Here is an 18,798-nt window from a genome sequence, read left to right as displayed (position 1 = left end):
CGACTCATTTTCAAGGACTTAGACCCATGGCTCAAGCGAAGTTCACCGATGCCATTGCCCTGCTCAAGGCCGACCACCGCAATGTCGAGGCGCTGTTCGAGAAGTTCGAAAGCGCCCGCTCGGACCGCAAGCAGGCGCTGGCTCTGCAGATCTGCAACGAGCTGAAGATCCACACGATCATCGAGGAAGAGATCTTCTACCCCGCCCTCAAGGGCAAGATCGAGGAAGAGACCTATACCGAGGCGTATGTCGAGCATGATGCTGCAAAGCTGCTGATCAACGATATCATGGTGACTTCGCCGGAGGACGAGTTCTTCGAGGCCAAGGTCAAGGTGCTCAGCGAAGAGATCAAGCACCATGTCCACGAGGAAGAAGCACGCTCGGAAGGCATGTTCTCGCAGGCACGCGAAGCCGGCCTCGACATGGTCGCGCTGCGAGATGCGATGCTGGCGCGCAAGCAGGAACTGATGGCCCAGGCAAAGACCGAAGTCCTGCCCGAGGCCGAATTGCGGGTGCTTCAAGCCTCGGCCTGAGCTGCCTCGCTGCCCTGCCGCATCGTGCGGTAGGCGTTGGCCGCGCGCCGGATATGCGTGTTTGCCACTGCGCCCGCCCAGTCCTCGTCACGCATCTCGAATGCGCTGACGAGGTCACGATGGTCGCGCTGGCTCTGCTCCATGTCCGCCCGGCTGTACTGTTCCGCCGTGCGGTGCACGACGATCTGGCTGACGACGAACTTCATCAGCTGGGCCAGCCGGTCCGATTGCGCAGCCGCGAGGATGACGGCGTGGAAATGGCGGTTGCCCTCGACAAATCCGGAGACGTCCGGACCGTCGGGGGCCGAGATCGCGTCGTCGATGAAATCACAATGGACCTTGAGCTCGGCGATCTGTTCGTCGGTAATGAGCCGCGCGGCGCGGGTGGCGCAATGACTTTCGAGCATTGCGCGCAAGGTGAAGAGCTCTTCCTCGTCCTCGTCCGACCAGACCGGCACGAACACGCGATTGGTGCCCGAGCGCTGCAACAGCATCTCGGCCACCAGTTCCGCGATAGCCTCGCGCACCGGGGTGCGGGACAATCCGCAGTACTGCGCGAATTCGTCCTCGGGCACGAACTGTCCGGCAGGGAAGTGCCCTGACAGGATCCCTGCGCGGATCTTGCGATAGGCTTCCTGCGAGGCTTTGGACACGTACGCTCCTGTATTCCCGGGCCTGTATCGCCGGGCCTGTATCTTCAGGGGGAGCAGGCAGAACCCGCTCCCCGCCGGATTTATCCTGAAGCCCTCATCAGAACGATGCGCCCACTTCAACCCCTATCAGGCGGCGCGCGCCCGGCGAGATGAAGGAACCCCCGAACTCGATCGCCGGGATCGCCTCGGCGATGTACTTGCGGTCGAGCAGATTGTCCGCGAACACCGCGATCCGGTAGTTCGGCGTGGTGATCCCCGCGCGCAGGTTGAGCACGCCGAAAGCATCGCGCTTGGCAACGTCGTAGCGTGCGTTGCCGAACGAAGGGGGCAGGAAGTTCAGCTGCGAGATCGGCAGCAGCCCTGAGAAGATGGTCGGGCGCTCCTGATCCTGCACCGAATGGAACCACGTCGGGCCGGTCACGCGATAGTCGGCACGGAACAGCAGCTTGGCGTTGTCGGTCAACGGCGCGGTGATTTCGGAACCGAGGTTGAGCGTCCAGTCGGCTGTATAGGGCGACTTGTTGCCGACGGTGTAGGGGCGCGAGCGGTTCTTCTTGATCTCGCTATCGGTGACGTTGAACGAGCCGAACACCTTCCAGCCATCGACCACCTTGCCGGTCAGGTTGATCTCGGCACCCTTGATGTCGACGCGATCGATGTTCGAGACAACGCGGAGCAGGCCGAAGTCGCCGACGAAGAATTCGAAGAACTGCATATCGGTAACGCGGGTGTAGTAGCCGGCAAGATCGTAGGTGATGCGGCCGTCGAACAGCTCGCCCTTCACGCCCGCCTCGAACGCGCTGGAGCGTTCCTTGCGGTACTGGTCATTGATGGTGACGCCCGCGTTGATCGTGCCCGGCGTGACGCCGTTGTTGAAGCGGGTGTTGACCACGGCCGAAGAGCCCTGGTTGTTGAAGCCCCCCGATTTGAAGCCGATGCCCCAGTTGGCATAGAGATTCAGCTGGTTGCTGGGGTGGAAGCTCAACGTCACCTTGGGCTGAAGCTGCTTGAACGTGGCGTTTTGCGGCGTGAAGGCACCGAAGGCGAGGCCCGGATTGATGGGGCCACCGGTGAACGGATCCGTCACATTCGGGACGAGCGAATTGGCGGCGCGATCCTCGATGTCATAGCGCAGCGCGATGCCACCGGTGAACACCTCCGAAGGCTTCCACTCGGCTGAACCGAACGCCGCGTAGACGTTGGTGCGGAACTTGTCGGCCAAGAGCAGCGAGGTCGGGTTCGTGGTGTCCGGCGCGTTGTAGAGCTGCTTGATCACGCCCTGCCCGGTATCGCCACCAAGACTGACGCCGGTCTTGCGATCGATGTGCAGGTAGTAGGCCCCGAGTTGCCAGGTCAGCGCGCCATCGGTGTTCGACAGCAGCCGGATCTCAGTGCTGAAATCCTTCTGGTTGCGCAGCTGGTACTGGATGCCGTCGCAGGTCGTCGGGCTGTAGGGGCCAAAGGTCGAACCGTTGGCCGGGGCAAACAGGAACGGCACGGGGATAGCGCCGATCCCGCCAGGCTGGTTGACCGGGTAACCGGTGAGCGCCGCCGTGCTTGAGAAGCACTTGGCGACAGTGCTGGCTACGCGAGGGTCGGTGTTGGTGATGTAGCGCGCGAAATCGGCCGAAGTGCCATCGGCGACAAGGTCCTGCTTGACGTCGGAGTAGAGCGCCCAGGCCACCAGCTTCATGCCGTTGCCGAAGTCCTGGTCGAGCTTGATCGAAGCATCGAAGCTCTTCTGGTCGTTGGTGGCGCGGATGTTGTTGTAGAAGTTGAACTGGTGCTTGTTCACGTCCTCGTAGAACGCACGGTTCACCGCACCGAATTGGGGCAGGTGGAACGAAGCGTTGAACGGCAGCGATGCGCCGTGGAACTCGGCATAGCGCGCCTTGACGTCAAGTTGGGTCGCGGTGCCCTTGCCGATCATCACCCGGCCGTCGAGCGCCCAGTTTTCCTTGTCGTCAACGGTCTTGGAGTTGCTCAGGAACTTGTTGCGCCACCATCCGTCGGTGGTGAAGTAATAGCCCGAGGCTACAAAGCCGACGTTTTCGCCCAGCGGCCCGGCAATGTGTGCAGTGGCTTCGTAAGTCGCTTCGTTCGCATAGGAGGCGCGCAGGCCGCCCGTCAGGGTGTCGGTGGGCTTGAGGGTCTGCAGCACGATCGCACCTGCCGCGGCGTTGCGGCCGTAAAGCGCGCCCTGCGGTCCCTTCAGCACTTCGACCTGCGACAATGTGCCCTGCGGCTGGTTGAGCTGCGCGGTGTTGGTCTTGAGGATGCCGTCGACCACCAGCGCGACCGAACTTTCAGCATCGCGCGCACCGTTGATCCCGCGAATGTTGATCTGCGTGTCGCCGGCCTCAGCCGTGCCTGTCACGATCGTCACGCCGGGCGTAAGCTGGGTGAAGTCCTCTGCCTTGACCGCCCCGGTGTTCTGCAGCGCAGTGGCCGTCAGGACCGATACCGACGCCGGTACGTCCTGCAGGCGCTCGTTCTGGCGGCGGGCCGTGACAATGATGCTCTCACCGTCGTCAGCCGCTTGCGCGGCATCCTGTGGCGCTTCCTGGGCGAAGGACGGGGCTGCGCTGGCGATCAGGCCAAGCACTGCGGTGTTCAATAGGAGACGGGTGGCACGCATTCTCAAACCTCCCTGTTGGTTCGGTCGCGACGCTATCGATGCTGCGAGCGCACGGGCTTTCGCCCCCCTCTTGACGCTCGCTTTCCGGGAAGGCAGCTTATTGTATACAAACTTGATCGGTCAAGGTGCTAGCGAACCTGCACCTACGGGCAGGTTTCGGCACCTCCTGCAATGACCGCACAGTGATATTGCATACGAAGAGAGACCTAGATTGATGACCTTCTGCATGCCCAACCCCACTTGCGGAGAAGCCGCATGACCGCGCGCGCGATTTCGTTCGTCGAAGTCGGCCCGCGCGACGGGCTGCAGAACGAGAAGGCGATCGTGTCCACGGCGCACAAGCTCGAACTGATCCGGCGCAGCATTGCCGCGGGCGCGCGCCGCATCGAGGTGACGAGCTTCGTCAATCCCAAGCGCGTGCCTCAGATGGCCGACGCGGAAGAGGTCTGCGCTGGCCTCCCGCTAACGGGCGACGTCAGCTTCATCGGCCTCGTCCTCAACGCCAGGGGTGCCGAGCGCGCCATTGCCACCGGGCGCCTGCATGAACTTGGTGCGGTTTGCGTTGCTACCGACGGCTTTGCCATCGCCAACCAGGGCCAGACCAGCGACGAGTCAGTTGCCGCTGCAAAGGCCATCGTTGCCATGGCGAAGGGCGCAGGCCTGAAGGGCCAGGCGACCATCGGCGCATCATTCGGCTGCCCGTTCGAGGGCGAGGTGTCAGAGGATCGCGTCGTCGCCATGGCGGCGGAGCTGGCCGAGGCAGAACCTGTCGAGGTCGCGCTTGCCGACACCATCGGCGTTGCCGACCCTGCCCACGTCTCGCGCCTTGTCCGCCGTGTGGTCGCAGCAGTGTCGCCGTTGCCGGTCCGAGTACATTTCCACAACACCAGAGGCACCGGCATCGCCAATGTCTGGGCTGCGGTCGAGGCTGGGGCGACAGTGGTCGACGCGGCGCTGGGTGGCCTCGGCGGCTGTCCCTTCGCGCCCGGAGCCGCAGGCAACGTGTCGAGCGAAGATGTCGTCTACATGCTCCACCGCGCGGGCGTGGAGACCGGCATGGACCTGTCTCAGTTGATCGAAGCCAATCGCTGGCTCTCCGGCGTAATGGCCCGCGAACTTCCTTCAATGGTGGCCAAGGCCCCGCGTTTCCCCAAGATCGTTCAGGAGTAATCGAGCAATGGGCTATCGCCTTGGCGTGGACGTCGGCGGCACTTTCACCGACCTCCTGCTGTTTGACACCTCGTCGAGCGCGTTCTGGCGCCACAAGACGCCATCGACCCCGCACGACAGCTCGGAGGGCATCCTCAATGGCGTCACCGCAATCTGCAACAAGGCCGGCATAACGCCTGGAGACGTCGAATTCTTCCTCCATGGCACCACGGTCGCGACCAATGCCGTGCTCGAAGGCAAGGGTTCGCGCGTCGGCCTGGTCACGACGGAGGGCTATCGCCACATCATGCAGATCGCGCGCAGCTTCGTGCCGGGCGGGCTGGCTGGCTGGATCGTCTGGCCCAAGCCCCAGCCGCTGGCAGCGCTCGAGGATACCGTCACGATCAAGGGCCGCATGAGCGCCGAAGGCTCGGAAATCCGCCCGATCGACGATGCCGACATCCGCGCGCAACTGGGCGTGCTCAGGGACAATGGCGTCGAAGCGATCACCGTGAGCCTGATCAACGCCTACACCAATGGCGCGCACGAGAAGCGCGTGGGTGAACTGGCGGCAGAGATCATCCCGGGCGTGCCGGTCTCGCTGAGCCACGAAGTCCTGCCCGAAATGCAGGAGTACGAGCGCACCCTGACGACAGTGGCCAACGCGGCGGTGCGCCCGGTCGTCGGCAAGTATGTCTCCAACCTGCGCTCGCGCCTTGCCGAGGCGGGGATGAACGGCAAGCTCTCGCTGCTGCGCTCGGACGGCGGTCTGATGAGCGCACAGAAGGCCGAAGAGCATCCGGTCAACATCCTGATGTCCGGCCCTGCCGGTGGCGTGACGGGCGCGATCTGGGTCGGCCGCAATGCCGGGATCAGGAATATCCTGACCCTCGACGTCGGCGGCACCAGCACCGACGTTGCCCTTATAGAAAATCTCGAAGCCCGCCGCCAGCGCACCACCGAAGTCGGCCATCTCTCGGTCCGCGCCTCGGCGCTGGACGTGAAGACCGTGGGCGCAGGCGGCGGTTCGATTGCCTATGTTCCTGAGCTGACAAGAGCCCTTCGGGTCGGGCCGCAGAGCGCAGGAGCCGTGCCGGGGCCGGTCGCCTATGGAAAAGGCGGCACCCTGCCCACGGTGACCGATGCAAACGTCGTGCTCGGCTACCTTCCCGAGAACCTCCTCGGCGGCACGTTCAATCTTGACCGCGAAGGCGCGAAGAAGGCGGTGCAGACCATTGCCGACGCCCTCGGCATCGACCTGATGGCGGCTGCGCGAGGGATCATCGACATCGTCAACGAGAACATGTTCGGCGCGCTGCGCATGATCTCGGTGCAGCAGGGGTATGACCCGCGCGACTTTGCGCTGATGGGCTTCGGCGGCGCAGGCCCGCTCCACGTCAATGCCGTGGCCCGCCTGATGGGCAGCTGGCCCGCGATCTCGCCGGTCAGCCCCGGCGTGCTCTGCGCCCTTGGCGATGCGACGACGCGGATGCGCACCGAAACCGCGCGCTCGTTCAGCCGTCTCGCCAGCCAGACCGAAGCGGCAGACCTCATTGCCATCCTTGAAGAAATGGCCGCCCAGACCCGCGCCGAACTGCTTGCCGATGGCGTGCCCGAAGACGAGATCAGCACGGCTTTCGAAGTGGACGTGCGCTATGCCGGGCAAGCCTTCGAAGTGCCGCTGACGATTACTCCCGATGTGCTGACCACCGATGGCATCGCCGGAATCCTCGCCCGCTTCGATGCCGAGCACAAGCGCCTGTTCACCTTCAACATGGACACCCCGCACGAGATCGTGAACCTGCGCGCCGTGGCCATGGGTCGCGCTCTCGACCTGCCAGCCGCCGAACTCGAGAAGGGTGACGGCAACCCCATCGCCGCCAGAATGCGTGACCACACCTTGTGGATGGACGGGCGAGAGCAGGCCGCCGTGATCTATGATCGCGCCAAGTTGCGCGCCGGAGACGTGATCCCCGGCCCGGCCATCGTCTGCGAAATGGATTCCACGACCCTGATCGAAAGCGGCTGCATCGGCACCGTCGACCACGTCGGCAATATCCTGATCAATCTGGCCTGAGGAGGCGCGAACCATGCCTGCAACCATCGTCCAGACCAACGACAAGCCGTTCGAACGTGTCGCCATCGACCCGGTAACTCTCGACATCATCGAGAACGCCCTGCGCAATGCGCGCATCGAGATGGACGCAACGCTCGTGCGCACCGCGATGTCTCCGGGCATCCGCGAACAGGGTGATGCCTTCCCGCTGATTGCCGACCACACCGGCAAGATGATCGTCGGCCAGTTCGGCTCCTTCATTGGCGGCTTCCTCGAAAATTACGAGGGCACGCTCGAAGACGGAGACATGATCTTCCTGTCCGATCCCTACTCTGTAGGCGGGGCGATAAGCCACTCGAACGACTGGCTGGTGCTGCTGCCAGTGTTCAAGGACGGCCGCCTGATCGCCTACACATCAATGTTCGGTCACCAGTCCGACATCGGTGGCAAGGTCGTCGGCTCGATGCCGATCAATGCGCGCTCGATCTTCGAGGAAGGCGTGCGCATCCCGCCGGTGAAGATCTGGAAACGCGGCGAATACAACGCCGATCTGATCCGGCTTGTCATGCACCAGACCCGCAAGCCTGACTGGTGCGCGGCAGACCTCAATGCGCTCATCGCTGCCTGTCGCGTCGCCGCGCGCCGCGTGATCGAGATGGCAGAGCGCTTCGGCGACGACGTCTACGTTTCGGCGACGCAGGAACTGCTTGCCCGCAACCACCGTGCCATGAAGGCGCTTGTCGGCATGGCGATTGCCGAGGAGCCGGTGAGCTTCGAGGACTACATCTGCGACGATGGCATGGGCTTCGGCCCCTACAAGATCAAATGCACGATGTGGCGCGAAGGTGAGAAGGTGATCCTCGATTTCGCAGGCACCGATCCGCAGTCGGTCGCTTCGATCAACTTCTTCCTCAACGAGAACATGTTCAAGATGTTCTTCGGCATCTACATGATCATGGTCTTCGACCCGCAGATCCTGTTCAACGACGGGTTCTACGATCTGATCGACGTGCGCATTCCCGAAGGCTCGCTGCTCAAGCCGAAGTTCCCGGCCGCGCTCTCGGGCCGCACCCATGCGCTGGGCCGCATCTTCGATATCCTTGGCGGCCTTCTTGGCCAGAAGACGCCGGAATTCCTCAACGCCGCCGGCTTCTCCTCGTCACCACACTTGTTCTACGCCGGCAACGATGAGCGCCCCGGCAAGAACGGCGACTGGTTCCAGCTCTTCCAGATCGGCTTCGGCGGCATCCCCGGCCGCCCGATGGGTGATGGACCCGACGGTCACTCGCTCTGGCCCGGCTTCACCAACGTGCCCAACGAATTCCTCGAACGCTATTTCCCGATGGTGATCGAGCGCTATGAGTGCGAGCCGGATTCGGGCGGCGCAGGCCTCCATCGCGGCGGCAACGGCATCCGCATGACCTATCGCTTTCTTTCCAAGGGCACAATTGCGATCCACGACGACCGCTGGTTTGTGCCGCCCTGGGGCGTGAACGGCGGCGAACCGGGCGCGCGGGCGCGCAAGATCCTCGAAAAGCCCGATGGCACGCAGACCATCGTCGGCAACAAGGTCGAGGATCTCGAAGTCGAAGCGGGCGACATGCTCCACTTCATCACTTGGGGCGGCGGCGGCTGGGGTGATCCGCTGGCCCGCGATCCCGCCCTTGTCGGCAAGGAAATCGTGCAGGGGCTGGTCACAGTAGAAGGCGCACGGGCTTATGGCGTGGTCGCCGATGATCGTGGTGCGGTCAATTTCGCCGAGACCGAAGCCCTGCGCGCGCGCCTGCGCGAGGAGCGGGGCGAACTGCCGTTGTTCAATTACGGTCCGGGCATCGAAGTACTGCGCGCAAACTGCGAAGCGGAAACCGGACTGCCTGCGCCGATCCAACCCGAATGGCCGCTACTGGAGGCGGCAGAATGACCATGACAACCACCAATCCCGGACCTCTCAGAGACATTCGCGTGCTGGAACTCGGCCAGCTGCTTGCAGGCCCGTTCTGCGGCCAGCTGCTGGGCGACATGGGCGCCGACGTTATCAAGGTCGAACCACCCGTTACCGGTGATCCGATGCGTGACTGGGGCCAGGGTTCGGAGAAGGTCCAATGGGAAGTGATCGCGCGCAACAAGCGTTCGGTCAGCGCCAACTTGCGCGTGCCGGAAGGGCAGGCGTTGGTGAAGAAACTGATCGCCCATGCCGACGTGGTGATCGAGAACTTCAAGCCGGGCACGATGGAGAAGTGGGGCCTTGGCCCTGACGTGCTCCTTGCCGAAAAGCCCAGCCTGATCATCGCCCGCATGTCGGGATACGGCCAGACCGGACCCTATTCCGACCGCGCAGGCTTTGGCGGCATCGGCGAGGCAATGGGTGGCTGGCGCTACATCGTCGGCGAGCCCGACCGTGCACCCAGCCGCATGGGCATTTCCATCGGCGACACCCTGACGGCCACTTACGGCTGCATGGGCGTTCTGGCGGCTCTGCACGAGCGCGAGCGCACCGGGCGCGGCCAGGTGATCGATGCGGCGCTCTACGAATCCGTCCTGCAGGTCATGGAAGGCCTCGTCCCGGAGTACGACCGCACCGGCTACATCCGCGAACGCTCGGGCTCGGTCCTCAAGGGCATCGCACCGTCCAACGTCTACAAGTGCAAGGACGGCGAGTTCATGATTGGCGCGAACAAGGATTCGCTGTGGAAGCGTCTCGCGACAGCGATGGGCAGGCCAGAACTGGGCGACGATCCGCGCTATGCCACGCATCTTGCCCGCGGCGAGAACCAGGACGAGCTCGACGACTTGATCAACCAGTGGACCCGCACGCTGACCGTGGACGAGGTCGACGCGCTGATGATCGAGCATTCGATCCCCGCAGGCCGCGTCTACCGAGCCCCCGACATGCTTGCCGATCCGCATTTCCAGGCACGCGAAGCCATCATCGAAGTCGAGACCGAGCGCTTCGGTCCGCTCAAGATGCAGTCCAGCTTCCCCAAGCTGTCCGCCACACCCGGATCGGTGCGCCGCCCGGCACCGTCAAAGGTCGGGCAGCACAATGCCGAAGTCTACGGCGAACTGCTTGGGCTTGGCGAAGCCGAACTGGCGCAGATGGCAGAGCAGGGCGTCATCTGACGCCCTGCCTTGGCGGCTTACTCGAAGCCGATCTTCTTCATGTAGGCGGCGCTGCCGGCAATGGCGACCTTGAGGTCGTCAGCCCTGTCCTGCTCCACGAAGAAATGCTCTACCCCCGAAGCCTTGGCCGCCTCGATGATGCCGGCCATGTCGAGCGAGCCGTCACCAAGCCAGGTCAGGTAAGGGAACAGCGCGATCCAGTCAGCCGGAGCGCCACCGTCTCCGGCGAAACGCTGCTGGCCCTTCATGTCCTTGAGGTGCATCATCCGGTAGCGGCCCTTGTACCGCGCCAGATACTCCTTCGGATCGGCGCCGCCCGCCGTAGTCCAGTAGGTGTCCATCTCGAGGAACACGTGCGCAGGATCGGTCGCGTCCAGCAGCGTGTCGATCGGCACCTTGCCGTCCATCGGTGCGAAGCCGTAGCCATGGTTGTGATAGGCAAAGCGAACCCCATGTCGCGTGGCGCTCTGCCCGATAGCGTTGAAGACGTCGGCCATGCGCTTGTAGTCGTCGAGCGTCTTGCGCTCCTCGGCCGGAATCGCAGGCAAGGTGACATAGGTCGCCCCCAAGGCGCGCGCGGCCTCGGCCAGTTCGCCCATCCGGGTCTGCAGTGTGAACAGGTCGGTGTGCATCGAGGGCACTGTCATTCCATGCGAATCGAACACGGCCTTGATCTGCGCGGCGCTCAGCCCAAAGAAGCCGCTGCCTGAGAAGCCCAGCATCTTGGCCGTGTTCTTCCAGCCATCGATCTGGCGCTGGTCGCTGAAGGTATAAGGCCCGTAGGTCTCAATCTCGCGGTAACCCAGCTTTGCCAGCATGGCGATGGTTCCGGAGAAGTCCTCGCTCAGCATTCTGGCGACGGACCACAACTGGATGCCGAACCGGCGCTTGCTGTCGAGCGCCCGCAAGGGAGCATTGGCCAGAGCCAGCCCCGCCATCGTTGCGGTTCCGGCGGTGGTGATGAAAGTGCGGCGATTCATGCATCGGCTCCCGGTTCAGCGCGTCTTGTCCTGCGCTGTCACATGACTTTGTGCCCGCTTTGCCGATGCGGTCAAGACCTGTCGGGCGAAAAGCGGTGCCGTCAGGCGTCCGCTTCTTCCCGCTCGATCTCGCGCCAGCCGATATCGCGACGGCAGAACCCTTCCGGAAAGACGATCGCGTCCACTGCAGCATAGGCCGCATCCCGCGCAGCCTTCACGCTGCCCCCCCTGGCAGTCACGTTGAGCACGCGCCCGCCATTTGCCGAAAGCACGCCGTCTGCCGAAAGGGCAGTGCCCGCGTGGAATACCTTTGCCCCACCTGCCTCGGCGGCGGGGATATGGTCAATGCGCCCCCCCTTCTTCGGCGTACCCGGATAGCCCTCGGCCGCCATGACCACGGTCATTGCCACGTCGCTGGAAAAGCGCGGCGGCTGGATGCTCGACAACTTGTTGTCGGCACAGGCCAGCAGCAGCTCTACCAGGTCGCTTTCCAGCCGCAGCATCAGCACCTGGCATTCGGGATCGCCGAAGCGAGCATTGTATTCGATCAGCTTCGGCCCCTGCTCGGTCAGCATCAGCCCCGCATAAAGAACGCCGGAATAGGGCATGCCCTCATCGGCCATGGCCTTCACCGTCGGCGCGATGATCTGCGAGAGCGCCTGCGCCTCGAGTTCGGGCGTCAGCACGCGCGCCGGGCTGTAGGCGCCCATGCCGCCCGTATTGGGGCCGGTATCGCCATCGCCGACGCGCTTGTGGTCCTGTGCCGATCCGAACGGCACGATAGTTGCGCCATCGGTCAGGGCGAAAAAGCTCGCCTCTTCTCCGGTGAGGAACTCCTCGACGACCACCTCCGCACCGGCAGAGCCGAAGGCGCCGTCAAACATGTCGTCAACCGCGGCCTCGGCCTCTGCCATCGTCATCGCCACGACGACGCCCTTGCCCGCAGCAAGGCCATCGGCCTTGATCACCACCGGCGCACCGAAGTCCTTGAGCGCGGTGCGGGCCTCCTCTAGCGACTTGGCGCGAACATAGCCGGCGGTCGGGATGTTGGCCCGTGCGCACAGATCCTTGGTAAAACCTTTCGACCCTTCGAGCTGCGCTGCCGCACGGCTCGGCCCGAACACGGAAAAGCCTGCTGCACGCAGTGAATCCGTCAGGCCGTCGACCAGCGGCGCTTCCGGCCCCACCACGATGAGGCCGATGCGGTTTGTTTCGCAGAAGGTCACCACACTGGCGTGATCGGTCAGATCCAGCGCAACCAGCTCGGCGTTTTTCGCAATGCCCGGATTCCCGGGTGCCGCATAGAGCTTGTCCAGAAGCGGCGATTGGGCCAGTTTCCAGCTGAGGGCATGTTCGCGCCCACCCGATCCCAGCAGCAGGATATTCATGGCTTTCCCTTCCGCGCCTTATGACGACGATAACAACGGCTCGGGCGGGCTCCTAGCGAGGGAATCGGCAGGCGACAACGCCCCGGCCCTCTCGATCTCCGAGATTTCCGCCCTGCTCAAGCGCACCGTCGAGGATCGCTTCGGCTTCGTCCGGGTGCGTGGCGAGCTTTCAGGCGTGAAGCGCGCGGCCTCGGGCCACCTCTACCTCTGCCTCAAGGACGAGAACGCGCGGCTGGATGGCGTGATGTGGCGCGGCGGCGTGCAGCGCCTGAACTTCCGGCCCGAGGACGGCGTAGAGGTCATCGCCACCGGCAAGCTGACGACTTACCCGGGCCGCTCGAACTACCAGATCGTGATCGAGCGGATGGAGATCGCCGGCGAAGGCGCGCTGCTCGCGCTCCTCGCCAAGCTGAAAGCCCGGCTGGAAGGCGAAGGATTGTTCGATCCCGCCCGCAAGAAGCCCTTGCCGTTCCTGCCGCGCACCATTGGCGTCGTCACCTCGCCCACTGGCGCCGTGATCCGCGACATCCTCCACCGCCTGTCAGATCGCTTTCCCAGCCGCGTCATCGTGTGGCCGGTGCTGGTCCAGGGTCAGGGTGCGGCAACGCAGGTCGCCAACGCCGTGCGCGGGTTCAGCGATATGATGCCCGACGGACCGATCCCGCGCCCGGACCTCGTCATCGTGGCGCGCGGTGGCGGATCGATCGAAGACCTGTGGTCGTTCAACGAGGAAGAGGTCGTCCGCGCCGTGGCGGATTGCACCATCCCGATCATCAGCGCAGTTGGTCACGAGACCGACACCACCCTGTGTGACTTCGCCGCCGACCTGCGCGCTCCGACGCCCACTGCCGCCGCTGAACTTGCGGTGCCCGTGCAGGCGGAACTTGCCGCCTTTGTAGCCGATCTCAACGCCCGCCAGCGACGCGCCCTCGCCCGCCAGCTCGCCCAGGCCAAGGAACGCCTCGAAGCCCGCAGCCAGCGCCTGCCCCAACCGCAGGCGCTCCTTCAGGGCCAGGCCCAGCGTGTCGATGATCTTGGGGAGCGCTTGCGCCGCGCCCTCGTCCACCGCACCGAGATCGCCGGATCGGTCCTCGCCCGCCATGCAGGAGCCTTGCGCCCTGCCTTGTTGATGGCGCGGGTCGAACGCGAAGCGGAGCGCCTTGCCGCCCGGCGGCTGCGCCCCGAAATGCTGCTGCAGCGCATCGAGCACGCGCGCGGCAAGGTGGAGGCGCTTGATCGCCTGCGCCGCTCGCTTGACCCCAAAGCTCCTCTCCAGCGCGGCTACGTGCTGGTTACTGCGCCAGACGGCCATGTCGTGCGGACGCGCGAGGATGCACAGGCGCGTCCGGCGTTGCGGCTCGAATTCGCCGACGGCACGCTGGACGTTAGCACCGGCACCACTGTGCCCCAAACCCGCCCCGCCTCCAAACCACGCCCGGCCGCGCGGCCCGAGGGACAGCAGGAATTGTTCTGAGGGGCTTAAGGGATTACATTGCCCCAATGTTGATGTCCCAATCCGGTCGCCTCGCGCGCCTCCACTACCTTCCCGGCTCGTTCCGCCAGCTCTCGGGCGGCGATCATGTCGTCTGCGCCGTCTCGGGCGAGAAGATCCCGCTCGATGCGCTGCGCTACTGGTGCGCGCAGCGGCAGGAGGCCTACGCCACCGCCGAAATCTCGACGCGACGCCATCTCGAAGGCTGAGGAGCTGGCAATGATCCTGCGGAGGCGCGCCTTCCTAGCCGGAACGGCCGCTTCGGTGGCAAGTTTCGCGCTGGGCAATACGCCCATCAGCACATTGGTGATCTCACCCGACAGCCGCGCCATGCAGGGCGGATGGTTGAGAGGGCGCGTGCAGCCCGGATCAACGGCGCTCAAACTTGATGGCAAGCCGGTTGCTTTGGCGGATGACTGGGCTTTCCTGATAGCCTTTGATCGCGATGCAACCCCATTGGCGCGGATCGAGGTGACGCTGCCAGGCGGTCGGCCTTTTGTCCACGAGTTTGCCATTGCCCCGCGCGCCTGGCAGATCGAGCACATCAACGTCGCCCGCAAGCCAGGTGGCGTGACCAGCGAGGAATACCTCCGCCTGCGCCGTGCCGAACTCGCCCGCATCGCCGCCGCCCGTGCGGTCGATACCGGCGCACAGGGCTGGCGGCAGAGCTTCATCCGCCCCGCGCCGGGCCGCTTCTCCGGGCGTTTCGGCTCCCAGCGCATCTACAAGGGCGAACCGGCTGCCTATCACTCCGGGCTCGACATCGCCGGTGGCGCAGGCACGACGTATGTCGCACCGGCCGAGGGTATCGTGACGCTTGCCGCGCAGAGCCCGTTCAGCCTCGAAGGCCGACTGCTGATGCTCGACCATGGCATGGGCCTCAACAGTGCCTTTCTCCATGCCTCCGAACTTCTGGTGCGCGAAGGGGACAAGGTTGCCCAGGGCACGCCGCTGGGCCGAATCGGTGCCACCGGTCGTGCGACCGGCCCGCACCTGCATTGGTCGATGAAATGGCAGGCCAGTCGGATCGACCCGCTGCTTTTTCTTCCTGACCAGACGTAGGCCGCATTCACGGCCCTTTGCGCAGGTAGCCCCCATCACCGGCGGTTCGTTTTCCTTTTATGCCCGGTTGCCGATGGAACGAAACCGCCATCGGGATTCTGGTATCAGCTGCAACGCCTTTATCCCTATGTTCGCAGCGTTGTTTCACCCGAAACCGTCACCTTTGAAATTAATGGCAAGTGAATGGGGTGGGAGTGTAATTTCTGTGCATCACCCGTAAGTTACGGAAATCCGGCCTTACCTTACCTGACCCAAAGGCGGTGTGGCAGTTTCGCTACACATGTTTCGGATTCATTTCGTAACTTACAATCGTGTTTTGATGGTCCCGATCATTTCAGCCAAACAGATGCATCTTGCCCGTTTGCCAAGGGGGCCCAAGCTTCGCTCCAAAGCGCGTTGTTAGGGTTTTGGCGATACGGGAAAGGGCCTGCACAGCTCTTGCTGGCTGTGCAGGATTCAGGACAAAAGGGACTGGACACGTGAACATCAAAACCTTCTCTGCGCTCCGTGCGAGCGCCGCGCCCTTGGCGCTGGTCGTCGCCGGTTTCGCCGGCTCGGCCGCCTTCGTCGCGCCTGCCATGGCGCAGGACTTTACGTACGCTACCGCCAGCGGCCAGATCGTCGGTGAAGACGATGCCCCGCTCGCCGGTGCAACGGTAGAAATCAAGTCGAACGATCAGGGCTTTACCCGTTCGGTGACCACCGACTCCGCCGGTGGCTATCGCATCCCGACCCTGCCGCAAGGCACCTACACGTTCACGATCACCGCTGACGGGTACCAGACCTTCACCGATCCCGCCGTCCGCATCACTCAGTCGGAAGGCGGCAACTCCTTCCGCTTGGTCCGCGTCGGTGCCGCCACGGCTTCTGCCGACGGATCGATCGTCGTCACCGGCCAGCGCATCCGCGTTTCGGACTTTGACCGCACCACCACCGGCCAGGTCATCTCGGTCGCAGACGTCGCGGCGCGCGTCCCCGTCGCTCGTGATCTGACCTCGATCATCCTGCTTGCTCCCGGCACCAGCCAAGGTGACAGCGCGTTCGGCAACCTGCCGAGCATCTCGGGCGGTTCGGTTTCGGAAAACACCTTCTTCATCAACGGCCTCAACGTCACGGACTTCCGCGAGGGACTCGGCTCGGTCGAAGTGCCGTTTGAGTTCTACCAGACGGTCGAAGTCAAGAACGGCGGTGTCCCCGCAGAGTTCGGTCGCTTTACCGGCGGCTTCGTCAACGCGATCACTAAGTCGGGTTCGAACCAGTTCCACGGCGGCTTGCTCGTCAACTGGGAACCCGATGGGCTGTTCGAAGACCGCAAGAACACCCTGATCGACCGTAACGATCAAGACACCCGCGAGACGATCCAGACGATCTTCAACCTGTCGGGTCCGATCATCAAGGACAAGTTGTTCTTCTACGGCTTCTACCAGCACAACTACATTAAGTCGGGCGACACTCTGCTGACGGTCAACCCGAACCAGACCGAGCCCGATCCCAACAACCCCAATGCACGTCGCGCAATCGCGCCGTACAGCACGGGTCTGCGTCGCGAGCAGCGCAGCATGCGTTCGCCCTTCTACGGCGGCAAGATCGACTTCCTGCCGTTCGAAGGCCATCGCCTCGAGTTCACCTACTTCAACTCGAGTTTTGACCGCACGCTCGACAGCTACAGCATCGTCGACGCAAACGGTGGCACCTATGACAGCCGCACTGATGGCGTGCCGCAGCGTGGCGCGTTCCAGAGCCGCGCACTTCTTCAGGGCGGTGGTGAAAACTACATCGGTCGTTACACCGGCCAGCTGACCGACTTCCTCACTATTTCGGGTGCCTACGGCAAGAACAAGCGTCGTGACGTCGTCGGTTCGACCACGCCGGACGCTCCGGGCATCGCCGACACCGCCGGTCTTGGCGCAGTGGGCAATGCGGTCAACGCGCTCGACGAGAACTACGATACCCGAGAGTTCTACCGTGCCGACGCGGAAGTCTTCGTGAACCTGCTCGGCGAACACCACTTCAAGGCTGGCTACGACCGCGAAAACCTGACGACGGACGCGACAACCAGCTACACCGGCAACGTTTTCTATACCTACGTCCGCACGCCCGCAGACTCGGGTGACATTTACGTTCCTACCCCGAACACGCTCTATGTCACTGCGCGTACATTCGTGAACGGCGGCGTGTTCAAGTCGCGCAACGAAGCGTTCTACCTGCAGGACAGCTGGTCGCTGCTCGACAACCGCCTGCAGCTCAACCTCGGCATCCGCAACGATCGCTTCGAGAACAAGAACGTGGTGGGTGCAACCTACTACAAGTCGGGCAACCAGTGGGCACCGCGCCTTGCGTTCACTGCCGACCCGTTCGGTGACAAGCGCACCAAGGTTTACGGTTCGTATGGCCGGTACTTCCTGCCGATCGTCGCCAACACCAACATCCGCCTTGCCGGTGCAGAACTCGACTACACCCGCTACAACCTGCTCAACGGGTTGAACGCGGATGGCACGCCGATCGTCGGCGCGCCGGTTCTTGGCTTCGAAGATGCGGTTGCTTGCCCGGATACCGGGATCAAGAACTGCGACATCATCTCCGATGGCGAGGCGACCCCGACGGAGGCCACCGTTTCGAAGAGCCTTAAGCCGCAGTCGGTTGACGAGTTCGTTCTCGGTATCGAACAACAGCTCGGCAGCGGCGTCCGCGTCGGCCTGTTCGGTCAGTATCGCAAGCTCAACGACTCGCTTGAAGACATCGCGATCGACGCCGCCGTTCTCAAGTACTGCGCCGACAACAAGCTGACCGGCTGTGGCAGCACCTGGACTGGCTTCCACCAGTACGTGCTGGCAAACCCGGGCCGCGACGCCACGATCACCCTGTCCGATCCGGTCAACGGTGAATCGACGCTGCGCACAGTGAACTTCACGGCTGCCCAGCTCGGCTATCCGAAGGCCAAGCGCACCTACAAGGCGATCACGGCCACCTTCGACCGCGATTTCGACGGCGTATGGAGCCTCTCGGCTTCGTATACCTGGTCCGAATCGAAGGGGAATATCGAAGGCGGCATCCGTTCGGACAACGGGCAGACTGACTCGGGCCTGACCACCGCGTTCGACCAGCCGGGCCTTACCGACGGTACTTTCGGCTTCCTGCCAAGCCACAATGCCCACAAGTTCAAGGTATTTGGTTCGTACCAGATCGGTGACTGGCTGACGCTGGGTGCGCAGTTCCAGGCGATCTCGCCGCGCAAGTTTGGCTGTATCGGCCGCGTGCCACGCGTTCGTGATCCGTTTGCCGGTGCCTATGGTGCAGCAGGCTTCTACTGCAACACCGACGACAGTGGCAACGTGATCACCGATCCGAGCAAGGCTGCGGTTAATACAACCAGCGCGACAACCCTGAAGCTGACCCCGCGTGGTTCGCAGCTTCAGTCGGACTGGAACGTCTTCACCAACCTGTCGGCCGTGTTCAAGCTGCCGACCGACGCGGTGGATGCCAGCTTCCGTGTGGACGTGTTCAACGTGTTCAACCAGAAGGGCGTTCTCGACCTCCGCGAATTGGGCACGCAGAGCAACGGCAATCCGCGTGGCGACTACGGTACTCCCCTGTCGTACCAGCAGCCGCGTTACTTCCGCTTCCAGTTCGGCGTGAACTTCTGATCTGGATTGAAGTATCGATAACACATGGAGGGGTGGCTTCGGCCACCCCTCTTTTTTGTGCCGACACCACGTTTGACTTCGCT

13 protein-coding genes are annotated in these 18,798 nt (G+C 63.5%); 9 read left to right on the top strand and 4 right to left on the bottom strand.

The window, feature by feature from the left end; translation table 11 throughout:
- The first annotated feature begins 26 nt into the window (after nt 1-26).
- Complete coding sequence (locus AC3WLM_RS08900; protein WP_039333096.1) at nt 27-533, top strand: hemerythrin domain-containing protein; 507 nt, start codon at nt 27-29, stop codon at nt 531-533.
- On the opposite strand, the gene AC3WLM_RS08895 is transcribed toward AC3WLM_RS08900, so the two are convergent.
- Nucleotides 518-1,186 carry a GntR family transcriptional regulator gene (locus AC3WLM_RS08895; protein ID WP_039333097.1) on the bottom strand — a complete coding sequence of 223 codons (669 nt, stop codon included), beginning with the start codon at nt 1,184-1,186 and terminating at the stop codon, nt 518-520. The two genes, AC3WLM_RS08900 and AC3WLM_RS08895, sit on opposite strands and share 16 nt — an antisense overlap.
- A gap of 97 nt (nt 1,187-1,283) precedes the next feature.
- Nucleotides 1,284-3,824, bottom strand: a complete 2,541-nt coding sequence (locus AC3WLM_RS08890; protein WP_492477158.1) for a TonB-dependent receptor — start codon at nt 3,822-3,824, stop codon at nt 1,284-1,286.
- A 255-nt stretch (nt 3,825-4,079) separates the two neighbouring features.
- Between AC3WLM_RS08890 and AC3WLM_RS08885 the strand changes: the two genes are divergently transcribed.
- Genes AC3WLM_RS08885 through AC3WLM_RS08870 form a run of 4 tightly spaced genes read left to right on the top strand, consistent with a single transcriptional unit; the run spans nt 4,080 to nt 10,149 of the window.
- The gene (locus tag AC3WLM_RS08885) at nt 4,080-4,994 is read left to right on the top strand and encodes a hydroxymethylglutaryl-CoA lyase (RefSeq protein ID WP_492477157.1); all 915 of its coding nucleotides are present in this window, start codon (nt 4,080-4,082) and stop codon (nt 4,992-4,994) included.
- Nucleotides 4,995-5,001: 7 nt separating this feature from the next.
- Entirely contained in the window at nt 5,002-7,050 is a 2,049-nt protein-coding gene (locus AC3WLM_RS08880) for a hydantoinase/oxoprolinase family protein (RefSeq protein WP_492477156.1), read from the top strand.
- A 13-nt stretch (nt 7,051-7,063) separates the two neighbouring features.
- Nucleotides 7,064-8,950, top strand: a complete 1,887-nt coding sequence (locus AC3WLM_RS08875) for a hydantoinase B/oxoprolinase family protein (RefSeq protein ID WP_193827415.1) — start codon at nt 7,064-7,066, stop codon at nt 8,948-8,950.
- A gap of 2 nt (nt 8,951-8,952) precedes the next feature.
- Nucleotides 8,953-10,149 (top strand): CaiB/BaiF CoA transferase family protein, encoded by a 1,197-nt coding sequence (locus AC3WLM_RS08870; protein WP_427463734.1) that lies wholly within the window; start codon nt 8,953-8,955, stop codon nt 10,147-10,149.
- A 17-nt stretch (nt 10,150-10,166) separates the two neighbouring features.
- On the opposite strand, the gene AC3WLM_RS08865 is transcribed toward AC3WLM_RS08870, so the two are convergent.
- The gene (locus AC3WLM_RS08865; RefSeq protein WP_039333106.1) at nt 10,167-11,129 is read right to left on the bottom strand and encodes a sugar phosphate isomerase/epimerase family protein; all 963 of its coding nucleotides are present in this window, start codon (nt 11,127-11,129) and stop codon (nt 10,167-10,169) included.
- 101 nt (nt 11,130-11,230) lie between these two features.
- Complete coding sequence (purD, locus tag AC3WLM_RS08860) at nt 11,231-12,517, bottom strand: phosphoribosylamine--glycine ligase (protein WP_492477155.1); 1,287 nt, start codon at nt 12,515-12,517, stop codon at nt 11,231-11,233.
- On the opposite strand from purD, the gene xseA reads away from it, so the two are divergent.
- The 4 genes from xseA (at nt 12,516) to AC3WLM_RS08840 (ending at nt 18,715) form a co-directional block, all read left to right on the top strand.
- Nucleotides 12,516-13,991: an exodeoxyribonuclease VII large subunit gene (xseA, locus tag AC3WLM_RS08855; protein WP_492477154.1), complete on the top strand. Its 1,476-nt coding sequence runs from the start codon at nt 12,516-12,518 to the stop codon at nt 13,989-13,991. The two genes, purD and xseA, sit on opposite strands and share 2 nt — an antisense overlap.
- A 26-nt stretch (nt 13,992-14,017) precedes the next feature.
- Nucleotides 14,018-14,218 (top strand): DUF2093 domain-containing protein, encoded by a 201-nt coding sequence (locus tag AC3WLM_RS08850; protein WP_039333112.1) that lies wholly within the window; start codon nt 14,018-14,020, stop codon nt 14,216-14,218.
- A 10-nt stretch (nt 14,219-14,228) separates the two neighbouring features.
- Complete coding sequence (locus AC3WLM_RS08845) at nt 14,229-15,071, top strand: M23 family metallopeptidase (protein ID WP_492477153.1); 843 nt, start codon at nt 14,229-14,231, stop codon at nt 15,069-15,071.
- A 479-nt stretch (nt 15,072-15,550) separates the two neighbouring features.
- Nucleotides 15,551-18,715, top strand: a complete 3,165-nt coding sequence (locus AC3WLM_RS08840) for a TonB-dependent receptor (protein ID WP_492477152.1) — start codon at nt 15,551-15,553, stop codon at nt 18,713-18,715.
- The last annotated feature ends 83 nt before the right edge of the window (nt 18,716-18,798 follow it).

This window comes from Novosphingobium sp. FW305-C-30-35, from assembly GCF_058783135.1.
Note: the sequence above shows the minus strand (reverse complement) of the source record. Positions and strands in the feature narration are given on the sequence as shown.

Coding starts and splice junctions, on each gene's coding strand:
- AC3WLM_RS08900 (WP_039333096.1), top strand. CDS start 27: ATGGCTCAAGCGAAGTTCACCGATGCCATTGCCCTGCTCAAGGCCGAC.
- AC3WLM_RS08890 (WP_492477158.1), bottom strand. CDS start 3,824: ATGCGTGCCACCCGTCTCCTATTGAACACCGCAGTGCTTGGCCTGATC.
- AC3WLM_RS08885 (WP_492477157.1), top strand. CDS start 4,080: ATGACCGCGCGCGCGATTTCGTTCGTCGAAGTCGGCCCGCGCGACGGG.
- AC3WLM_RS08880 (WP_492477156.1), top strand. CDS start 5,002: ATGGGCTATCGCCTTGGCGTGGACGTCGGCGGCACTTTCACCGACCTC.
- AC3WLM_RS08875 (WP_193827415.1), top strand. CDS start 7,064: ATGCCTGCAACCATCGTCCAGACCAACGACAAGCCGTTCGAACGTGTC.
- AC3WLM_RS08870 (WP_427463734.1), top strand. CDS start 8,953: ATGACAACCACCAATCCCGGACCTCTCAGAGACATTCGCGTGCTGGAA.
- AC3WLM_RS08865 (WP_039333106.1), bottom strand. CDS start 11,129: ATGAATCGCCGCACTTTCATCACCACCGCCGGAACCGCAACGATGGCG.
- xseA (WP_492477154.1), top strand. CDS start 12,516: ATGGCTTTCCCTTCCGCGCCTTATGACGACGATAACAACGGCTCGGGC.
- purD (WP_492477155.1), bottom strand. CDS start 12,517: ATGAATATCCTGCTGCTGGGATCGGGTGGGCGCGAACATGCCCTCAGC.
- AC3WLM_RS08850 (WP_039333112.1), top strand. CDS start 14,018: ATGTTGATGTCCCAATCCGGTCGCCTCGCGCGCCTCCACTACCTTCCC.
- AC3WLM_RS08845 (WP_492477153.1), top strand. CDS start 14,229: ATGATCCTGCGGAGGCGCGCCTTCCTAGCCGGAACGGCCGCTTCGGTG.